Annotated in this window: 17 protein-coding genes and 1 pseudogene; 17 read left to right on the top strand and 1 reads right to left on the bottom strand. The window is 38.0% G+C overall.

Annotated elements, in window-relative coordinates:
• Positions 1–209 precede the first annotated feature (209 nt).
• The 7 genes from ACQKOG_RS10640 (at position 210) to ACQKOG_RS10670 (ending at position 7,399) form a co-directional block, all read left to right on the top strand.
• Positions 210–638 (top strand): MarR family winged helix-turn-helix transcriptional regulator, encoded by a 429-nt coding sequence (locus tag ACQKOG_RS10640; RefSeq protein WP_402869131.1) that lies wholly within the window; start codon positions 210–212, stop codon positions 636–638.
• Positions 639–649: 11 nt separating this feature from the next.
• Positions 650–1,843 carry an MFS transporter gene (locus tag ACQKOG_RS10645; RefSeq protein WP_370082263.1) on the top strand — a complete coding sequence of 398 codons (1,194 nt, stop codon included), beginning with the start codon at positions 650–652 and terminating at the stop codon, positions 1,841–1,843.
• A gap of 143 nt (positions 1,844–1,986) precedes the next feature.
• Positions 1,987–2,853, top strand: a complete 867-nt coding sequence (gene efeO / locus ACQKOG_RS10650) for an iron uptake system protein EfeO (protein ID WP_370082265.1) — start codon at positions 1,987–1,989, stop codon at positions 2,851–2,853.
• Positions 2,854–2,859: 6 nt separating this feature from the next.
• Positions 2,860–4,119, top strand: a complete 1,260-nt coding sequence (efeB, locus tag ACQKOG_RS10655; RefSeq protein WP_370082267.1) for an iron uptake transporter deferrochelatase/peroxidase subunit — start codon at positions 2,860–2,862, stop codon at positions 4,117–4,119.
• Positions 4,094–5,809, top strand: coding sequence for an FTR1 family iron permease (locus ACQKOG_RS10660; protein WP_370082269.1), 1,716 nt, complete (start codon positions 4,094–4,096; stop codon positions 5,807–5,809). The genes efeB and ACQKOG_RS10660 overlap by 26 nt, the downstream gene beginning before the upstream one ends.
• 607 nt (positions 5,810–6,416) lie before the next feature.
• A complete protein-coding gene (locus ACQKOG_RS10665) occupies positions 6,417–6,635 on the top strand; it encodes a hypothetical protein (protein ID WP_370082271.1) in 219 nt (72 codons plus the stop codon).
• Positions 6,636–6,949: 314 nt separating this feature from the next.
• A complete protein-coding gene (locus ACQKOG_RS10670) occupies positions 6,950–7,399 on the top strand; it encodes a DUF1569 domain-containing protein (protein ID WP_370082272.1) in 450 nt (149 codons plus the stop codon).
• Between the two features lie 183 nt (positions 7,400–7,582).
• Here ACQKOG_RS10670 and ACQKOG_RS10675 read toward each other — a convergent pair whose 3' ends face one another.
• On the bottom strand, positions 7,583–8,449 hold the full coding sequence (locus ACQKOG_RS10675; RefSeq protein ID WP_402869134.1) for a pentapeptide repeat-containing protein: 867 nt from the start codon (positions 8,447–8,449) through the stop codon (positions 7,583–7,585).
• A 221-nt stretch (positions 8,450–8,670) separates the two neighbouring features.
• On the opposite strand from ACQKOG_RS10675, the gene ACQKOG_RS10680 reads away from it, so the two are divergent.
• From ACQKOG_RS10680 to ACQKOG_RS10725, 10 genes and pseudogenes are all read left to right on the top strand, one after another.
• On the top strand, positions 8,671–9,318 hold the full coding sequence (locus tag ACQKOG_RS10680) for a TetR/AcrR family transcriptional regulator (protein ID WP_370082276.1): 648 nt from the start codon (positions 8,671–8,673) through the stop codon (positions 9,316–9,318).
• 127 nt (positions 9,319–9,445) lie between these two features.
• Complete coding sequence (locus ACQKOG_RS10685; RefSeq protein WP_402869136.1) at positions 9,446–10,609, top strand: MFS transporter; 1,164 nt, start codon at positions 9,446–9,448, stop codon at positions 10,607–10,609.
• Positions 10,594–12,912 carry an ABC transporter permease gene (locus ACQKOG_RS10690; RefSeq protein WP_427446306.1) on the top strand — a complete coding sequence of 773 codons (2,319 nt, stop codon included), beginning with the start codon at positions 10,594–10,596 and terminating at the stop codon, positions 12,910–12,912. Before ACQKOG_RS10685 ends, ACQKOG_RS10690 begins: the two co-directional genes overlap by 16 nt.
• Before the next feature lie 3 nt (positions 12,913–12,915).
• On the top strand, positions 12,916–13,674 hold the full coding sequence (locus tag ACQKOG_RS10695; RefSeq protein WP_370082282.1) for an ABC transporter ATP-binding protein: 759 nt from the start codon (positions 12,916–12,918) through the stop codon (positions 13,672–13,674).
• A gap of 812 nt (positions 13,675–14,486) precedes the next feature.
• Entirely contained in the window at positions 14,487–15,266 is a 780-nt protein-coding gene (locus ACQKOG_RS10700) for a hypothetical protein (protein WP_370082284.1), read from the top strand.
• Positions 15,263–15,619 carry a GntR family transcriptional regulator gene (locus ACQKOG_RS10705; RefSeq protein ID WP_370082286.1) on the top strand — a complete coding sequence of 119 codons (357 nt, stop codon included), beginning with the start codon at positions 15,263–15,265 and terminating at the stop codon, positions 15,617–15,619. The genes ACQKOG_RS10700 and ACQKOG_RS10705 overlap by 4 nt, the downstream gene beginning before the upstream one ends.
• Positions 15,620–15,629: 10 nt before the next feature.
• Complete coding sequence (locus ACQKOG_RS10710; protein ID WP_370082288.1) at positions 15,630–16,325, top strand: ATP-binding cassette domain-containing protein; 696 nt, start codon at positions 15,630–15,632, stop codon at positions 16,323–16,325.
• A gap of 5 nt (positions 16,326–16,330) precedes the next feature.
• Positions 16,331–17,254 carry an ABC transporter ATP-binding protein gene (locus ACQKOG_RS10715; protein WP_402869143.1) on the top strand — a complete coding sequence of 308 codons (924 nt, stop codon included), beginning with the start codon at positions 16,331–16,333 and terminating at the stop codon, positions 17,252–17,254.
• Positions 17,223–18,170, top strand: coding sequence for an ABC transporter permease (locus tag ACQKOG_RS10720; RefSeq protein WP_370082292.1), 948 nt, complete (start codon positions 17,223–17,225; stop codon positions 18,168–18,170). Before ACQKOG_RS10715 ends, ACQKOG_RS10720 begins: the two co-directional genes overlap by 32 nt.
• Before the next feature lie 337 nt (positions 18,171–18,507).
• A pseudogene (locus ACQKOG_RS10725) lies at positions 18,508–18,882 on the top strand (PTS sugar transporter subunit IIA); the annotation flags it as partial.
• Positions 18,883–18,944 lie beyond the last annotated feature (62 nt).

Below are 18,944 nucleotides of genomic sequence, written 5' to 3' on the forward strand. Positions count from 1 at the left end.
ACCGACGGAAAGAACCCTCAAGGTGACGGATAGAATCAGCAACGACGGAAAGGAAGGTCTCACCGACGGAAAGAACTCTGGTCCCGACGGAAAGAACTACCACACTGACGGAAAGAACATTCTCAAAATGACAGTATTCTCGCAAATTCCCTACTAGACAAATAGAATTTTTAAGTATATAGTTAGCTAGGCTAACTAATTTAAAAGGAGTGGTATTTTTGACAATCGAACAAGAATTTTTTAATCAATACCGCTTAATGTACAGACCGTTTATCAATCTAGTAAATGTGCAGTTAGAGAAATACCAGTTGTATAGTTCTCAATGGGCTCTCCTTCGGTTATTGATGGATAAAGGGCCACATACATTTGTTGACATTGCGAATTTTATGTTTATTGAAAAGCCGAGTGTGACAAGGCTTGTGCAAAAGCTTGTGGAGCTTGGCTATGTGGAAACGGTAGCGGGTAGGGATAAGCGCGAAAAGCTTGTGAAATTAACGGCTAATGGTGAAGAGGTTGTGCAGGAAATTAAGGCACAATTAAAACCATTTTTTGAACAGGCACTCGCAGGCGTATCAGAGAAGGATATTGAAATTGCGACAAAAGTTTTAGCGAACATTTGTGCAAATATCAATAGGTAGGAGAGAAAAAAGTGGAAGCATCTAGACAAAAACTTTGGACGAAGGACTTTTTAATCGTCTCACTTATAAACTTTACCATTACATTAATTTTTTATTTATTGATGGTAACAATTGCAGGTTATGCGGTTGAGCACTTTGGGGCTTCAACTAGTACGGCAGGGCTTGTATCGAGTATTTTTATTATTGGTACTTTATTTGGTCGTCTTGGGACAGGGCGTATCATTGGGGATTGGGGTAGCAAGAAAACATTATTTTGTGGATTATTATTGTTTATGCTATCAACGATGTCTTATTTCATCGCAACGAATTTGCCACTTTTAATGATCAATCGTTTAGTACAAGGGATTGCACTTGGGGTGGCTAGTACGGCGACAGGAACAATTATTGCGCAAATTTTACCGCCTGAGCGTCGAGGGGAAGGTATTGGTTATTACAGCTTAAGTGCTATTTTAGCAACGGCTATAGGACCTTTTGTAGGTATTCTTTTAACACAGCTGTTTGAAGATTATCGTATGATTTTTGCTGTTGATTCCGTATTAGCTATTGTTTGCTTTTTGATGTATTTTATCGTAACCGTTCCGGATGCACCGAAGAAGGCCAAAGAAATGGCTGAGAAAACAGGCTTTAAGCTAAGTAATTTTATCGAAATGCGCGCTGTGCCAATTGCTTTTGTGGCGCTCGTTATTGGCTTTGCCTATTCAGGGGTTATGTCATTTATGACGTTTTACGCGAAAGAGCTTAATTTGGTTACAGCAGGAAGTTATTTCTTTATTATTTATGCAATTGTTATTTTAGCGACACGTCCATTTACAGGGAAATTACTAGACACTAGAGGTGCGAACATTGTTATCTATCCATGTCTAGTCATTTTTGCGATCGGTATGTATGCCTTTAGTTCGGCGACAAGTAGTGTTGTCTTTTTACTAGCTGCTGCTTGCATAGGGATTGGTTATGGCAATTTCAACTCAGTAGCGCAAGCAATAGCTATTAAAGTTACACCAAATGAGCGTTTAGGACTTGCGACATCGACATATTTTATCTTATATGATTTAGGTTTGGGGGTTGGTCCTTATTTCTTAGGATTCTTCGTCCCTACGTCGGGGTACAGTGCCATTTTCTTCGCGATGGTATTCGTTATTTTAGTTTCAATTGTCCTTTATTATTTCTTATACGGAAAGTATGAAAAACAAGCAAAAATTTCATAGGTTAGAATCGTTATATTGAAGAAAAAACATCATTATCAACTAGATAATGATGTTTTTTTCTTTAAATGAAAATACTTCTTGCATTTGAAGATGATAATCATTATCATTCTCGATATAAACTATTTCGGAAGTAGGTACTTAGCATGAAAAAAACATCATTATTGTCAGTATTAGTTGCAGGGGGCATTCTTATGACTGGCTGCGGCAATACAGATGAAGCTAAAAAAGTAGATAAGCCTGCAACAGAGCAAACAGAGCAAGCTTCAAAGGTTGATTTATCTGCTGAACTAGCAGCCTATCAAAAATTTGCTTTAGAGCAAATGGATCAATTCTTAATAAAAACAGAAGACTTTGTGAACGCATTTAAATCTGGTGATATTGAAAAAGCTAAAGCAGCTTATGCACCAGCACGTATGTATTTTGAGCGTTCAGAGCCTATCGCTGAGAGCTTCGGTGATCTTGACCCACGAATTGACGGTCGTTTAGCTGATATCCAAGAAGAAGGTAAAGGCGAGGAAGAATGGACTGGCTATCATAAGCTTGAGCATGCGCTTTGGGTAGAAAATAAAACAGCAGGCTATGAGAAAATTGCAGATCAATTACTAGCAGACGCAAAAGAATTACACGCTTTAGTTCAAACTGTAGAAGTAACACCGGATTTAATGATTACGGGTGCTGTTGATTTATTAAATGAAGTATCGACATCTAAGATCACTGGTGAAGAAGAAATTTATTCTCACACAGACCTTTATGACTTTAAAGCAAACATCGAAGGCGCAGAAAAAATCTTTGAAATCCTACGTCCGAAATTAGAAGCGAAAGACAATGACTTAGTAGCTACATTAGATGAAAAATTCAAAGCAGTAGATGATTTATTGGCACAGCATGCAACAGCTGATGGTGGGTATGTTTCTTACGAAGAGTTAACGGAAGAAAACACAAAAGCACTTGCAGCAGCAGTTAATCAACTTGGAGAACCATTAAGTCAAATGGGTATTATTTTGGAGTGATAATGAATGACAGCGTCAAATGATGAAAAATGGATGAATAAAAAAATATCTAGACGTGACATGTTAAAGCTATCGGGTATCGGAGTAGCTGGTGTAGCTATCGGTGCTTCTGGCTTAGGTGGTGTTATGAAAGTAATGGGCTATGATGTCTTTGAGCCTGTTGCGGACAGCACGACAGCACGTAATAAAGTTGATTTCTATGGAAAACATCAATCTGGCATTATTACACCAGTCCAAACAAATATTTATTTTGCTTCTTTGGATGTTTTATTTACATCAAAGAAAGAACTACAAGAGTTGTTCAAACAATGGACACCTCTTGTTGTACGTTTAATGAATGGTGAATTAATGGTAGATTTAACGAAAAATGCTAGTATCCCAACAGGAGATACGGGTGAGGCGGCAGGATTGGATGCATCAAACTTATCGATCACAATAGGTATAGGACCATCTTTGTTTGATAAGCTTGGTATCCAGCATTTGAAACCTGCTGAATTGAAAGATTTACCGCATTTCCCGAAAGATCAATTGCAAAAAGAATTTACTGGTGGCGATCTTTGTATTCAAGCTTGTGCGGATGATCCACAGGTAGCATTCCACGCAGTGCGTAATTTAGTTCGAGCAGCTTCAGGCAAGGTTGAAATTAAATGGTCTCAAGCAGGCTTTAACTCATTCCCCGCTGGTGGGGGAACACCGAGAAATTTATTTGCATTTAAGGATGGCACTGGAAATCCATCGACTACCGACGACAAAGATTTAAATAAAGTTGTATGGGTCGATAAAGGATGGCTAAAAGGCGGCTCTTATTTAGTTGCACGTAAAGTTCAAATGCATCTTGAAACATGGGATCGCACATCTTTGAAGGAGCAGGAGGCAACATTTGGTCGTTATCGCGATAGTGGTGCACCTTTCGGTAAAAAGAAAGAGTTCGATGATTTTGATGTAGAGGCGAAAGATAGTAACGGTGAGTATATTATGCCAGATACTTCACATGTCCATTTGGCACGTAAATCAGGTGCACGTATTTTACGTCGTTCTTACTCTTATGCATCAGGTGTTATGACGAATACTGGTGCGCACGATGCCGGACTATTATTTATATCTTATCAAAAAGACCCAGCCCAATTTACAACAGTTCAAAATAGCTTAGGGCGAATGGATAAAATGAATGAGTACATTACCCATCGAGGCAGCGCAGTGTTTGCTTGTTTCCCTGGTGTATCAAAGGGGAGTTATATAGGTGAAGCACTTTTTAACACGTTGTAGTTTAGTACTTTGCTTGTTATTGGCACTTGCTGTACCGGTGCAGGCAGCGCAATCATATAGTCATTTGTACATTTCTATAAGTGATGCGCTAATGAATACGAAGCAAGACAAAGAAGCTGAGGCACAACATGCCCTTGAACAATTTGCTACAGACTGGGCGTCGGTCACTTCTGAGCAAAAGGATGCAAAAGAAAAAGTGGACGAAATTCTTACGCAAGCAGTTGAAGCTACGTCTAAGGATGAACGTTTAAAGGCACTATCTGACTTGTCAAATGCCTTACGTGCATTAGAAAAGCTTGAGAATCCTGTAGATGAAGCCGCGCAGCGAGCAGAATTTGGCACGAAATTTAAACCTATCATGAAAGCATTTGAAGATGCTTTATCTAGCGGTGATTTAACTACAATCGATGCGGCGTATAAGGATTTTAATGCGAAATGGAAGAAAATTGAACGCCCTGTACGTGAGCAAAGCATTGCGATGTACGGTCAAATTGAAACACAGATGGCCTTTATTCGGATCTCACTTGCTTCTGAAAAGCCAGATGTAACTTTAATGCAATCGCAATATGCAGATTTAAAACAAACAATCGAGGATTTTGTAGCAGGTAATGATACGGCGAAAGTTGTTGAAGGTGAGTATTCTTTAGCAACATTAGTCGCTTATATTGATGAGGCGAATGATTTTATCGATGCAGGTGACTACAAGGCTGCATCTGATAAAATTCGAGAGTTCATTAAAATATGGCCAAGTGTAGAGATTGATATTTCAACACGTAACGGTAGCCTTTATACAAAAATTGAAAGTGATATGCCGATTCTCGTTAGTGACTTATTAAAATCAAACGTCGATGTCAAAGCAATTAAAAGTAAGCTTGATACTTTCCGCACTGAAATTGAGCTGATTCAAGGTGACTCGGATTATACTCTGTGGGATGCAGCATTAATCTTACTGCGAGAGGGCTTAGAGGCACTGCTCATTATTATGGCATTAGTATCGTTCTTAGAGAAATCTGGACAAAAAACAATGCGCAAATGGATATTTGTTGGCGCATTTGTAGGGATCTTACTATCAGCGGTAGCAGCTGTTTTAATGTCGACACTTTTCCAATCTGCGACAATTGATACAAGTCGAGAGCTGATGGAAGGTTATATTGGGTTACTAGCAGCTGCAATGATGATTGGAGTTGGTATTTGGCTCCATAGTAAATCAAGTGTGACAAGCTGGAATCGCTATATTTCCAAACAAATGGGCAATGCCATCTCAACTGGCTCGGTGTTTGCGATGGCAGCAATTAGCTTCCTATCCGTTTTCCGTGAAGGTGCAGAAACACTTGTCTTTTATGCGGGGATTGCACCTAAAATGGAGACATCTCAATTTGTACTAGGTATCATAGTAGCACTTTTATTATTAGCTATTTTTGCATTTGTGTTATTGAAAGCAAGTGGAAAAATTCCAATTCATAAATTTTTCGCAGTGGCAACGGTGTTAATCTATGTATTGGCATTTAAAATTATTGGTGTCAGTCTGCACACTTTGCAGCTAAGAGATTCAGTTTCAACAACAATTGTGGATGGCTTGCCAGTTGTCAGCATCATTGGATTCTATCCAACAGTAGAAACAATGCTTGGACAAGCGATTTTACTTTTACTTGTTGTAGCTACGATTATTTATAAAAAGAAACAAAAATAAGTAGAAGGGCGGATGAATATATTTTCATCTGCCTTTTTGCTTGTCGATAAATATTTTATGTAATTAATTGTATTGTTTTTACCTTTTCTGAATAAAGTTGTGCTTATTGAAACGAAAGGTAGGGGCTTCTTCAATAAGTAGAAATAGAGTATTATTGTATGGAGAGGATGAATATGGTGAAAATCATAAAGAAAAATATACAATATCCGTTAATTTTTTTCATACTATGTATTATATTTCAATGGTTATTTCGTGGTGACATTCAATGGGGACAAATTATTGGAGTTTCAATTTTAATTTTCCTTTTTCATATATTTTACGATTGGGCAAATATCCCCTATAAATGGAAGAAGGAATAAGCTTTTTTGAGTTATTATTCGAATAGGCTTTATAAATTGTTACGGTAGCTAACTCAAAGTTGGACTCGTGCTACAATTGTTTTAACTTGTTTCAGCGGAAGTCCAAATATCCTCAGAAATAGAGGAACTTTGTCCAAGAACATCATGTCCTGTGGCAATTTATCTGTGCGAAAGCAAAGTGACAGCAACATCAACACATGACTCAGTGACCAACATCAAGTTGGCCAAAAGAATATGGGGGGATGGAGATGGATAGTGACAACAAATACGGTAATGAAAGTAACGAAAGCTACAGTTATCAAACCTACAATATTTTTGCGTATATTATCGGTATTCTATTTTCACCATTATTAGGGGTGATTATGGGAATTGTAGGTGTAATACAGCGTAAGAAAAATGCATGGAGTATTATTATCATTTCAATTCTTGGTTGGGTTCTGAATGTATTCGTAATTAATAATCTATAGATGTAGCTTTACTGGAATAGGGATTGTATAATCATTAAGTACAATTTTCATAATGAATGCTCCAACAATCTAGGGGACTTGTGCGTATTACAACTCATACACGTAAGTCCTTTTGTTATGTTGTTCACTCACTTACTGGAACTCTACATTTTCATATGGAGCGCTGCATGTCAAAGCTGTGGTTATGATTGAATCAAATCTCACAAGTGCTACAGCTGCTTTGAATATTTCTGTAGTCTTAATCAAACTTTATTATAAATAGCGGTGTCAGCCGTTTAAAATACCGTACATCTTTAAAGGGGATATCCAAACTAATGAAAAATATTTTTGACCATATGCATACAGCAGAAGTTTTAAAGCGTATCGACAAATTGAGTCCAAATTCACAACCGCAATGGGGAAAAATGGATGTTGCCCAAATGCTAGCGCATTGTTCATCTTTCCAGGACATCGCAATGGGAAATTCTTTTCCACCAAGGAGTTGGTTAGGAATAATAGTAGGGAGGTTTGCAAAACAAATCGTTTACAATGACAAGACATTGCCTCATAATATGTCTACTATTCCAACTATTTTGATTGCAGATGATAGAGAATTTGAGACAGAAAAAGAAAAGCTTAAACAAAAAATTATCACATTCCAAAATAACGGACCAGAGAAGTGCACAACACATCCGCATCCTTTTTTTGGGAAACTCACTTCTGAGCAATGGGGTAAATGCGTATACAAGCACCTTGACCATCATTTTAAACAGTTTGGAGTTTAACTTTTTTCATCAACAAGTGTTTTCTGTAGCGACAAGTACGGTTCAATTGAATATAGAAAAAGCATGTTTTGATCATTCTTTTTTCAAAACACGCTTTTTCTATTTGCTCTTTTTCATGATTTATAGAAACTGCAGCTAAACAAAATAGTGTTTTTCTCAGTCTGAGGGGGAGCTGCTTAGAAGTTAGTTACCCCAATGAGACGGACGCTTCAGGTGAGAGGGTAATTTTGTTTGGTGATTGCCTTGTGCTGAATTTATTTGCATTTGGGTTAAAAACATACTGCTAGAAAGGTCTGCGCCACGTAAATTTGCGTCACGTAAATCCGCACCTATAAAATCAATACCTCTTAAATCTGCATTTTGTAGGTTGGCAGCAATTAAATAAGCTCCTCTAAGATCGGTTGCTCTTAAATCCTTGCCTTTTAAATTCTTCCCAATCCAATCAACCCCACGATAGTTATACTTTCGAGCGTTTTTTCCATTAATATTCTCGATAAGGTTTTGGCGAATTTGCTCACTTGTTTCTAACAGTAAAACATTCACTGGCAGTCGGAAATTAGGAATATCTATTGCTAGTAATGCATCTGCTTCTAGCTCAGTTGCACGCTGTAGTTGTTCTAATTGCATATGTAGTTTATTAAATAGGAATGAATCGACCGTATACGATAATGCCTCTGCTACGTAGGCGATCATTTCATAAAGTTGTTCCATAATCGGAAAGACTCGATACATTTTCTCAGAAATTTCAGGGTGTTGTCGCCAGTCTTGTCCATGGAAGGTTGTTTGTGACACCTTTTGTCCTGCTCCTAAACAATCAAAAACTGTACACCCTTTAAACCCTTGATCTCTAAGTTTACTATGAATTTGACAGCTAAAATCCGATTGTAGATTAGGGCAAGGTGTCCCAGCTGCTTTATTAATGGCAAAGTCGCTAGAAGCAGCAATGTTTAAAGCCGTGCAACATAGACCAAAACAGCTTTGGCAATCTGCCTGTAAACTTTCACGTATTTTTTTCCCTATTGTATAATCGATTTTTTTTACTTCAGACATTATTGTTTACCTCACTCAGCACATAAACTTTTTACATTTTATTCTATCACTTATTATGCGTTAAAAGGATAATTTTGTATGGATAAATTTATTATTTACCTCTAGATATTTAGGAAATAAATTGATAGTTTTTTACAAAATCGGAATAGCCCATTGACAATTTATTGTAAAATGCTATAATTTTTATCGACAGACAGTCGGTCTATTAAGGGGGAGTAAACATGAGAAAAGAAGCGATAGAGCGCAGAAACGAAATACTTGATGCGGCTGATGAGCTTTTCGGCCAGAAGGGTTTTGATGGCACAAGTACTAACGATATTCTTGAAAAGGTCGGAATTGCACGGGGAACGCTGTATTATCACTTCAAGTCGAAGGAAGATATTATGGACGCGCTTATTGATCGATATAATACTCAAATTTTAGGTGCAGCCAATGGAATTGCTGCAGATAAGAGCATAGCCGTTCACGAGCGTATTGTTCGTGTTGTGATGGCACTAAACATAAGCGGCGGAAATGGCAAGGAAATTATTGACCATATACATAAGCCTCAGAACGCGCTTATGCATCAGAAAATACAAAAGGTTATCATTAATGGTCTTCCACCGATATTGACGGAAATAATTCGTGAGGGTATTGAGCAAGGACTATTTAGTACACCGTATCCGTATGAATGTATGGAAATGATTGTGGCCTATACGAATACCGTTTTTGATGATGATATGGTAGATCTGACAGATGAAGAACGTGCTGCACGTATACCAGCTTTTATATTCAACGTAGAAAGACTGCTCGGTGTCGAAAGCGGAAGTCTTATGTACATGATGAAGATGTTTGGCAGTGGGGGTGAAGAAAATAGAAACAACAGTTAATTCAGAGGGGTTATTCGGGAGATTTCTTCTGCTATGGTCAGGACAACTAATTTCAGCAATAGGAAGCGGGCTTACAGCGTTTGGGCTTGGTATTTATGTTTTCTGACAGACGGGAAAGGCATCGGCAATGGCACTTGTAACCTTACTTGCGTTTATGCCTTCGCTTCTATTAAGCCCTGTAGCAGGAGTGCTTGCGGATCGTTATGACCGAAGACTTTTAATGGTGTTAGGCGACAGTCTTTCAGCGATAGGACTTGTTTATATTCTTATCTGTATGCTTAGCGGGGAAGCACTGTTATGGCAGATTTGTGTGGGAGTTACAATAAGCTCGGTGTTTTCATCGCTGCTTGATCCCGCATACAAGGCTACGGTTACGGATTTACTGACCGAGGAACAATACACAAAGGCAAGTGGTTTAGTCCAGGTGGCGGGTTCTGCAAAATATTTGATTTCACCTATTATTGCGGGATTTTTGCTTGTCGTTTCGGATATAAAGCTTTTGCTTGTCATCGACATCTGTACATTTTTTGTAACCGTTTCTTCAGCCCTTGCAGTACGGAGAGGTCTTGTTTCAAAGAAGTATGAACAGACACAATCATTTTTCCATGAGTTCAAAGATGGTTGGCGTGCAGTTTCTGAAAATCGAGGTGTGCTCGTTCTTGTAATGATGACATCGGTGCTGACATTTTATCTTGGAATTATTGAAACACTTTCCATTCCGATGTTGCTTACTTTTACGAGCAGCTCCGTAATAGGAACGGTGGAAACTTTTGTTGCTATGGGGATGCTCGTATCCAGTGTGATCATTGGATTTCTTCCAATCAAAAAAGGTTATGTGAAAATTCTTTCGTTTTCGCTATTTTTTGAAGGAGTATTTATGGCGGCATTCGGACTTCGCGAAAATATAATACTTATTTGCATTTCAGGCTTTTTCTTTTTTGCCATGATGCCATTTGCAAACTCAACATTGGATTTTCTTGTTCGTACTAACATTGATAATGCCGTTCAGGGTAGAGCGTGGTCACTTATCGGGGTAATTTCACAGCTTGGATTTGTTGTCGCCTATGCTCTCTCAGGTATACTTGCAGATTATGTGTTCACCCCTTTGCTAGTTGACGGCGGATTGCTTGCCGACAGTGTAGGGAAAATTACTGGTACAGGTCAAGGCAGAGGAATGGGCTTACTCATCATAATTGCTGGCATTTTATTATGTGTTACTTCATTCATTCTGTTCAACTTGAAGTCAGTTAAAAAGCTTGAAAACAGAGGTGACGTATGTATTACAGAATAATCCGGAATGACATTTCTAAAAGCAAACTGATAACGCTGACAACAACAATATTTGTCGCCGCAGCGGCTATGCTCGTTTCTCTCTCGGCGATACTTATCATCAATCTTTCAGGTGCGATTGATTCACTTATGAATCAGGCGAAAACTCCGCATTTTATGCAAATGCACTCGGGGGATATTAATACTGTACGGCTTGCGAATTTCGCGGAGCAAAATAGCGATGTCGATGAATTTCAAGTACTTGAGTTTCTCAATATGGATAACGGGCAAATTATTTTAGGGGATAGTTCGCTTGCGAATAATGTTCAAGACAATGGTTTCAGCATACAGAGTGAAAAATTCGATTATCTTCTTGATCTTGAAGGAAACATTATCAACGTATCCGATGGCGAGCTTTATGTTCCAATTAACTATATGAAGGACAACACAACTAGAGTCGGTGATAAAGCCGTAATAGGTGGAAAGGAATTTACTGTAGCGGGCTTCCTTCGTGATTCACAGATGAATTCTATGCTGTCTTCTTCAAAAAGATTTCTAGTCAGTCCGAATGATTACGCGGCAATAAAAGACCATGGAAGTATGGAATATTTGATTGAGTTTAGATTAAAGGATTTATCTGAGCTCGGTGAATTTGAAACTGCTTATGCCTCCGCAGGACTTGAAGCGAACGGGCCAACGATTACATATCCACTTTTCAAAACACTTAACGCATTTTCTGACGGGATCATGATAGCAGTTATTCTTCTTATAAGCGTTCTCGTCGTTGCCATCGCATTTATGTGTATACGCTTTACACTTCTTGCGAAAATTGAGGACGATTACCGTGAAATTGGTGTTATGAAGGCAATAGGGCTACGTCTATCTGACATTAAGAAAATTTATCTTGCGAAGTACACAGCGATTGCAGCAGGGGGGAGTATTCTCGGTTTTGCACTTTCGTTCTTATTCAAAGGCATCCTTCTTGAAAATATCCGGCTTTATATGGGGGAAAGTGAAAACTCTTCCTTTGCTGCGGCTTTAGGAATAATCGGAATTCTGCTTGTATTCCTCGCAATCATTGCCTATGTAAGCGGGGTGCTGAGACGCTTTCGGAAAATATCTGCTGCAGAAGCAATCCGTTTTGGTACTTCACAGGAAAAAAACGCAGGCGCAAAGCTTTTTAGTTTGAATGAAAACAAACTGCTTAACACGAATATTTTTCTTGGTATCAAAGATGTTCTTGCAAGGAAAAGACTTTACGCCACAATGCTTGCAGTACTTGTAATTTCAGCATTTATCATTATTGTTCCACAAAACCTTTACAACACGATTTCCTCAACAAGTTTCATTAAATATATGGGTATTGGAAACTACGATATTCGTATCGATATTCAGCAGACTGATCATATATCCCAAAAATCTGCAGATGTTTTAAAATCGATGAACAGTGATAGTTCCATTTCAAAATATACCATCCTTACAACTAAGACATTCAAAACCAAAAAGGAAGACGGTTCGGAAGAAAATATAAAAATCGAACTCGGCGACCATTCAATATTCCCAATTCAATATACCGAGGGCAGAGCACCCGCAGCAGAAAACGAAATTGCACTTTCGGCTTTGAACGCTGATGAAATGAGCAAAAAGGTCGGCGATGTCATTACGATCGTGATGAAGGGGAAGGAGACAAAGCTCACGGTCAGTGGCATTTATTCCGACATTACGAACGGCGGAAAAACAGCAAAGGCTGTTTTTACCGACAATTCGGAAGGTATAATGTGGAGCGTGATTTGCGCGAAGCTTTCAGATATATATCTTGTTAATGAAAAAGTCTCAGAGTATGCGGACAGATTTACTTTCGCTAAGATTTCCAATATCGATGAATTTGTAACTCAAACATTCGGCTCGACTATAAAATCAGTCGGCAAAGCATCCATTGCTGCCATTGCCATAGCACTCGTAATAACGGTACTAGTAACACTGTTATTTATGAAAATGCTTGTCGTAAAGGACAGATATTCGATTGCTGTCATGAAAGCATTAGGCTTTACAAATAAGGATATTACGATACAGTTTGCTTCGCGAGCGGTATTCGTATCAATGATCGGCATTGTCCTTGGCACTCTACTAGCAAATACTCTCGGAGAAGTACTTGCAGGCGCAATTATCTCCTCGTTTGGGGCATCGTCGTTTAGTTTTTCAATCAATCCACTCTCGGCGTACGTGATTTGTCCGTTAATGATGGTATGCTCGGTACTGATCACAACAATAATTGGTACATCGGGCGCGGGGAAAATAAAAATATCCGAAAATATAAAGGAGTAGTTTATGAAGAAGATTATAAGCGGTGAACATATTGTAAAATCTTTCGGTGAGGGCGATGAAAAGTGCAATGTTCTCGACGGAGCGTCCGTTGACATAAACGAGGGTGAGTTTGTTGCGATAATGGGACCCTCTGGCTCGGGAAAATCAACGCTAATGTTTGCACTGAGTGGCATGGACAGCGTTGATGGCGGAAGGGTTATTTTTGATGGCAATGATTTATCGTCAGTCGGAGAGGTTGAACTTTCAGATATACGTAGAACTAAAATGGGCTTTGTATTTCAGCAGCCAACGATGCTTAAAAATCTAAATATTCTCGATAATATAATTCTTCCATCAATGCGCGAAAACAGAAAAAACGTTGCAAAAATATCAGAGAAGGCAAGGGCACTTATGAAGAGGGTAGGCATTAAGGAGCTTGAAATGCGTGACATTACACAAGTTTCGGGAGGGCAGCTACAGCGAGCAGGGATCTGCCGAGCGCTTTTGAACAGCCCGAAAATCATCTTCGGCGATGAGCCTACAGGTGCACTTAACTCAAAATCAGCACAGGAGATCATGGACATCTTTTCCGAAATTAACGCGGGCGGTACAGCGATTATGCTTGTCACTCACGATGCAAAAGTAGCGGCGCGGACGGAGCGTGTGATGTTTATGCGTGATGGAAAAATCGTAAGTGAGCTGAAACTTCCAAAATTTGATGGAACGAATATTGATGGCAGAGTAGGGAAAGTAACGGAGAAAATGTGGGAAATCGGAATATGAGTTGCTGTATCAATTAACACCGAATCTCACAATGAAGAATGCAGGATTTCTATAGTAGTTACGTACCGAGTTGGCAATAAATCATTGGTTTTAGAGCATCAAAAAATTTATTAGCTTGTGTCGACAACTCCCAAGAATACATGCTCACTAATGAAATAATCGAACTTGACTTAGATGAAAAGAAGTTAAAGTAGTTGGGAAAATGGGTTAGATTTGGCTTTTATCACTGTGTTAGAAGCTTTTCTGTTAAACCAATGACAACAGTCTAAATATATATATTTTGGGAGAGCGAGTAGCGTTAACACTCCGCATTTGCGCTGATAAACTTTAACTTTTCCATTCAAGAATGAATAGTAAAAGGATTCATGCACAGTTTTATGTGTGAATCTTTTTTTGCTCTTTGCAAGGTGGATGTCGATAAAATTCAGAAGTTGGGTGATAAAAATTAAAAGTTGGGCGATAATTCCTGAAAGTGTTCCGATAAAACTAAAAAAGTTGGATGCCATTTTGTAAAACGTATGTCAGATGAATTGGTTGATTGGAGTGGAGACAGAATGCCCCTAGGAAGCTCTGCTCTGCGCGAAAGCAACAAATGTTTTATCTGTGCGAAAGCCTAGCGACAGTAACAAAGCGCCCAGTCAGTACGGAAATCACCCCCCTCGCTTTGCTGAAAAGGCAAGAGGCATACGTTATTCTGCTTAAATTCATGAAGGAAGAGCCATTTAATTAGCGGTTCTTCCTTTTTTTTGCTTTTGATACTTGCAAAGTTAAAAGTCATAGTGTAATATTTGGCTAGTACACTATGACACGAGGTGTTTATTTTGAAAAATTTTGCAGGGCTATTGAAAAAGGAATGGGTGCTCTATAGGGCATGGTTATTCGGTGGGATTTTTATTGGGATCATGCTGTCAATGGTAGTTCCATATTTAATTAGGCGTTTTAGTAATGAATTTACGATGGAAAACCAGCTGCCATTTTTCTTCTCGATATTAGTACTTATGTTAGGTGGTTTTTTTTCGGTATTACAATATCTAGTTAGTATCCGTAATGACTTAAGGACCAAAGAGATCTGGCTGCATTCAACTAGTTCCATTGCACAGCTTGTAGGTGTGAAAATTGTATTCTCCTTAATAGGATACGCTATCTTCAATTTTATCTTTGTGAGTATAGCTATTTACAATGTTAAAGATGGGATTATAGGCAACTTCGCCCAAATACTTTTATTGCTTATATTTACCGTGGCAATTATTGTTATTTTCCAATTGATGATGTTTGTGATAGTGCTACTATTTTTTGCATTTAATTTCCAAATGAAACACTTTATTGGTAACTTTTCCGTAGTTATCACTATGTTTACCTTTTTCTTCAGTTTGAATTTATGGTTCGAATTTACAAAAAGTAAGTTATATGATAATATTTTCCATCGTATGGGTATTTCATTAACGGGTCTGGAACAATTTTTCCCGAAGTCACCAACAATGAATTTAAGTTTGAGCACAATGTATATCGTAGATGAAGTAGCAACTTTTATTTTGGTAGCAATCCTATTTTTCATAGCGACAAAGTGGCTTGAAAAGGTGGTTTTACGATGACAATCGACTTTTCACGTGATAAGCCCATTTATAGTCAGCTAGTAGATCGGATATGTGGGGACATTTTGAAAGGGAATCTAGTGCTTGGGGATCGACTTCCTTCGGTACGAGAATATGCAGTGGAAACAGGTGTTAATGTAAATACTGTGCAACGGGTGTATAAGGAGTTAGAAGCGATGAATATAACGGAAACTAAACGAGGTCAAGGTACATTTATTACAACTAATGAAGAGCGAATTGCGCTTTTACGCGAAGAAATGAAAACTCAATTAGCAGATCATTTTTTAACTTCCATTGAAGCACTTGGATTTTCAAAGGAAGAGATGCTTGTTGTTTTACAAAATAAATCGTGAGGTGAAATAAATGCTACAGTTATCGAATGTTTCTTTTCGTTATATGAAAAAGCCTATTTTACAAGATGTGTCTTTTTCCTTTCCTGTGGGACAAATCATAGGGCTTGTTGGAGAAAATGGTAGTGGTAAGTCGACGCTATTAAAAGTGTTGGCAGGTTTATTACGTCCATCAAGTGGTGAAGTATTGCTAAACGGAACGCCTGTTACACGTAGAAGTGCTGACAAAATTGCATATTTACCAGATATTGATTTGTTTTTTGATTTTTACACAGGTGAGCAGCTTTTTCAGCACTATGCTTCTCAATTCAAAGATTTTTCGTATGATAAGGCATGTATTGTTGCGGAGTTTTTACAGGTTGATAAAAGTGTGAAACTACGGCAATTATCAAAGGGGAACCGTGGTCGAATGAAAATGGCCGCAACTCTTGGGCGAGAAGTACCCTATTATTTAATGGATGAACCATTTTCTGGTCTTGATCCTATTGTTCGTGAACAGCTCATTAAAGGGTTAATTCAATTTACAGATATTGAACACCAAACAATATTATTATCAACGCATGAATTATATGAGGTAGAGCCTATTTTAGATCAAATCATTTTATTGCAAAATGGTTCGATTATTGCACATGAGGAAGTAGAAACGATTCGAGATGTCTCGAATAAGGATGCTGTGCAATGGATGAAGGCGTATTATAAGAAAGGGTGAAATTAATGACAACACAACCAATTGTTCAATTGCAAAATATATCAAAAACCATTCGTGGTAAGCAATTGATTCAGCAATTGAATATCGATTTATATCCAGGTCAAATTACTGGATTTTTAGGACCGAATGGAGCAGGGAAAACGACGACAATTCGTATGATGACAGGGCTTATGCATCCAACTGAGGGGAATGTCATTATTGATGGTCTTTCTCTAAAGGACAATTATGAAGAAGCGATTAGTAAGGTCGGCGTAATTGTAGAAAATCCGGAAATGTATAAATTTATGACGGGCTATAAAAACTTGCTGCACTTTGCACGTATGCATAAAAACGTTACAAAAGAGCGTATTGAAGAGGTCATTAAACAAGTTGGTCTTGAAAAGCGCATTCATGAAAAGGTGTCAACGTATTCGTTAGGAATGCGTCAGCGTTTAGGACTTGCACAGGCACTACTTCATCGACCGAAGTTTTTAATTTTAGATGAACCAACAAATGGTCTGGATCCAGCAGGTATCCGCGAATTTCGTATGTATTTGCGTAAAATTGCGGCGGAGGATGGAGTATCTGTTTTTGTTTCCAGTCATTTATTATCCGAAATTGAGTTAATGTGTGATCGAGTAGCTGTCATACAAAATGGCAAACTTATCGATATTCGTGATATCAACGTTGAAACTTCTTCGTTTTATTATATTGAAGCTACACCAAATGATCAGGCTGCAGCACTTCTACAAAAACTTGATTACAACTTTGTTGCAGAAAATAATGGTTATGTAGTGGAAATAAAGAAAGAGGATATACCGAAACTCATTTCACAATTTGTTAATGAAGGAATTCAATTATTTGCCGTCCAACCACATCAAAAAACGTTAGAGGATCAATTCCTAGAAATGACAGGAGGTGGCCAAATTGCTGAAGCTAATTCAAAATGAATGGATGAAATTATGGCATAAAAAAGGTACTTGGGTAATGGTCGCGCTATTAATCCTCTTTATTATTGGTCCTGGTATTATGATGAAATACTATGAAACAAAAACGACAGAGGATATAACGTGGCAGGAAAGTGAACAGAAGGCTATTAATAATAATAAAGAGATGATGAAAGAAGACGGTTTATCGGTAGAGGATAAAAAACGCTTCGAGGAGCAAATTGCTATTTCTGAGTATCGAATAGCAAACGATGTGCCGTCTCAAGAAAATCTAAGTGTAGCAAGCTTTATGTCATTTACAGGTAGCATGCTGACTTTAGTGACATTATTTACAGTTATTACTGCAGCAAGTATTGTATCTAGTGAATTCTCTACTGGTACGATTAAAATGCTATTAACACGTCCGGTTTCGCGAGCAAAAATATTAACTTCAAAATTACTTACAACTTTCATATTCGGACTCTTATTGTTTGTTGTCAATGTAGTAGTAAGTGCTCTTGTTGGACTGATACTATTTGGCGGTTCAACTGGTGTTGAGCTAGAAATCGTCAACGGTCAAGTTGTTGAAAAAGCAGTATGGAATGATTTAGCTTATCACTATTTACTTTCTGGCGGAGACTTTGTCATGTCAATATTGTTCGCTTTCTTAGTGGGCTCAGTTTTCCGTTCAAGCTCTTTAGCGATTGGCTTAACGATGTTCTTATCTTTTACAGGTGGAATGATTGTGATGTTCCTAAGCAGATTTGAAATCGTTAAATATATTTGGCTAACACATTCAGACTTAACACAGTATGAAAAAGGCAATTTTATAGTAGATGATATGACAATGCCATTCTCACTCACAATTCTTGCGATTTACGCTGTAATTTTCCTTGTGATCAGCTATATGTCCTTTACGAAACGCGATGTAACTGCATAAAAAGGCGTTAGCTGTTTCATGAACTGCACCTCAATTGTTAGAGATATAACTAACAATTGGAGGTGCTTTTTTTGTCTGGATGAGACAATTTTAGTTGTTATATGTATTGGATGACCATATATAACTTTATCCAAATAAAACAGATACATAAAGATAAGAGGTTGAATACGAGGGGTAAATAACAAAAATTCTGAAAATTGGTTGTTTTTTTCTAGATAAAGAATATAATAGATAGTACAATGATTGGTATAGACAACTATACCTAGGGAGAGGCGAAAAATGTTAGCTTTCTTCAAAAAATCGGTAGGTTGTCAATGTTTCCAATCCTGACGAAGCCTTTTCATCAGGTATAATGGGGCCGGGTTTTGGCATTCATCCGACAGATGGTACGGTATATGCACCGTTTGATGGAAGAGTAGTCATGATTTTTCCAACGAAGCATGCTACTGGCTTAAAATCCGATACAGGTGAAGAAATTTAATTCATGTTGGTTTAGATACTGCCAAGCTAAACGGTAATGATAGTTTCAGAGGGGCAATTAATTCAAAGTGGCGATCCTTTATTAAAAGTAGACTTTAAGAACATTAAAGAAAATGTACCTTCTATCGTCACACCAATTGTATTCACAAGTTTAATTGGACGAGAAGTTACACTTGAAAAATCCGGTTTCCAACGAGCTGGTTCTAATAATATTATTTCTATTAAGAAGTAATAAACAAGATGAAAGTGCGGGAAAGCTTGAGTATCATGTTTTTCCACAGGAATCTAGCAACT

The organism is Lysinibacillus sp. NPDC093216 (genome assembly GCF_050280325.1).
Classification (GTDB): Bacteria; Bacillota; Bacilli; order Bacillales_A; family Planococcaceae; genus Lysinibacillus.

Coding starts and splice junctions, on each gene's coding strand:
- ACQKOG_RS10715 (WP_402869143.1), top strand. CDS start 16,331: ATGACAACACAACCAATTGTTCAATTGCAAAATATATCAAAAACCATT.
- ACQKOG_RS10695 (WP_370082282.1), top strand. CDS start 12,916: ATGAAGAAGATTATAAGCGGTGAACATATTGTAAAATCTTTCGGTGAG.
- ACQKOG_RS10680 (WP_370082276.1), top strand. CDS start 8,671: ATGAGAAAAGAAGCGATAGAGCGCAGAAACGAAATACTTGATGCGGCT.
- ACQKOG_RS10710 (WP_370082288.1), top strand. CDS start 15,630: ATGCTACAGTTATCGAATGTTTCTTTTCGTTATATGAAAAAGCCTATT.
- efeB (WP_370082267.1), top strand. CDS start 2,860: ATGACAGCGTCAAATGATGAAAAATGGATGAATAAAAAAATATCTAGA.
- ACQKOG_RS10690 (WP_427446306.1), top strand. CDS start 10,594: ATGTATTACAGAATAATCCGGAATGACATTTCTAAAAGCAAACTGATA.
- ACQKOG_RS10685 (WP_402869136.1), top strand. CDS start 9,446: ATGGCACTTGTAACCTTACTTGCGTTTATGCCTTCGCTTCTATTAAGC.
- ACQKOG_RS10670 (WP_370082272.1), top strand. CDS start 6,950: ATGAAAAATATTTTTGACCATATGCATACAGCAGAAGTTTTAAAGCGT.
- ACQKOG_RS10665 (WP_370082271.1), top strand. CDS start 6,417: ATGGATAGTGACAACAAATACGGTAATGAAAGTAACGAAAGCTACAGT.
- ACQKOG_RS10705 (WP_370082286.1), top strand. CDS start 15,263: ATGACAATCGACTTTTCACGTGATAAGCCCATTTATAGTCAGCTAGTA.
- efeO (WP_370082265.1), top strand. CDS start 1,987: ATGAAAAAAACATCATTATTGTCAGTATTAGTTGCAGGGGGCATTCTT.
- ACQKOG_RS10675 (WP_402869134.1), bottom strand. CDS start 8,449: ATGTCTGAAGTAAAAAAAATCGATTATACAATAGGGAAAAAAATACGT.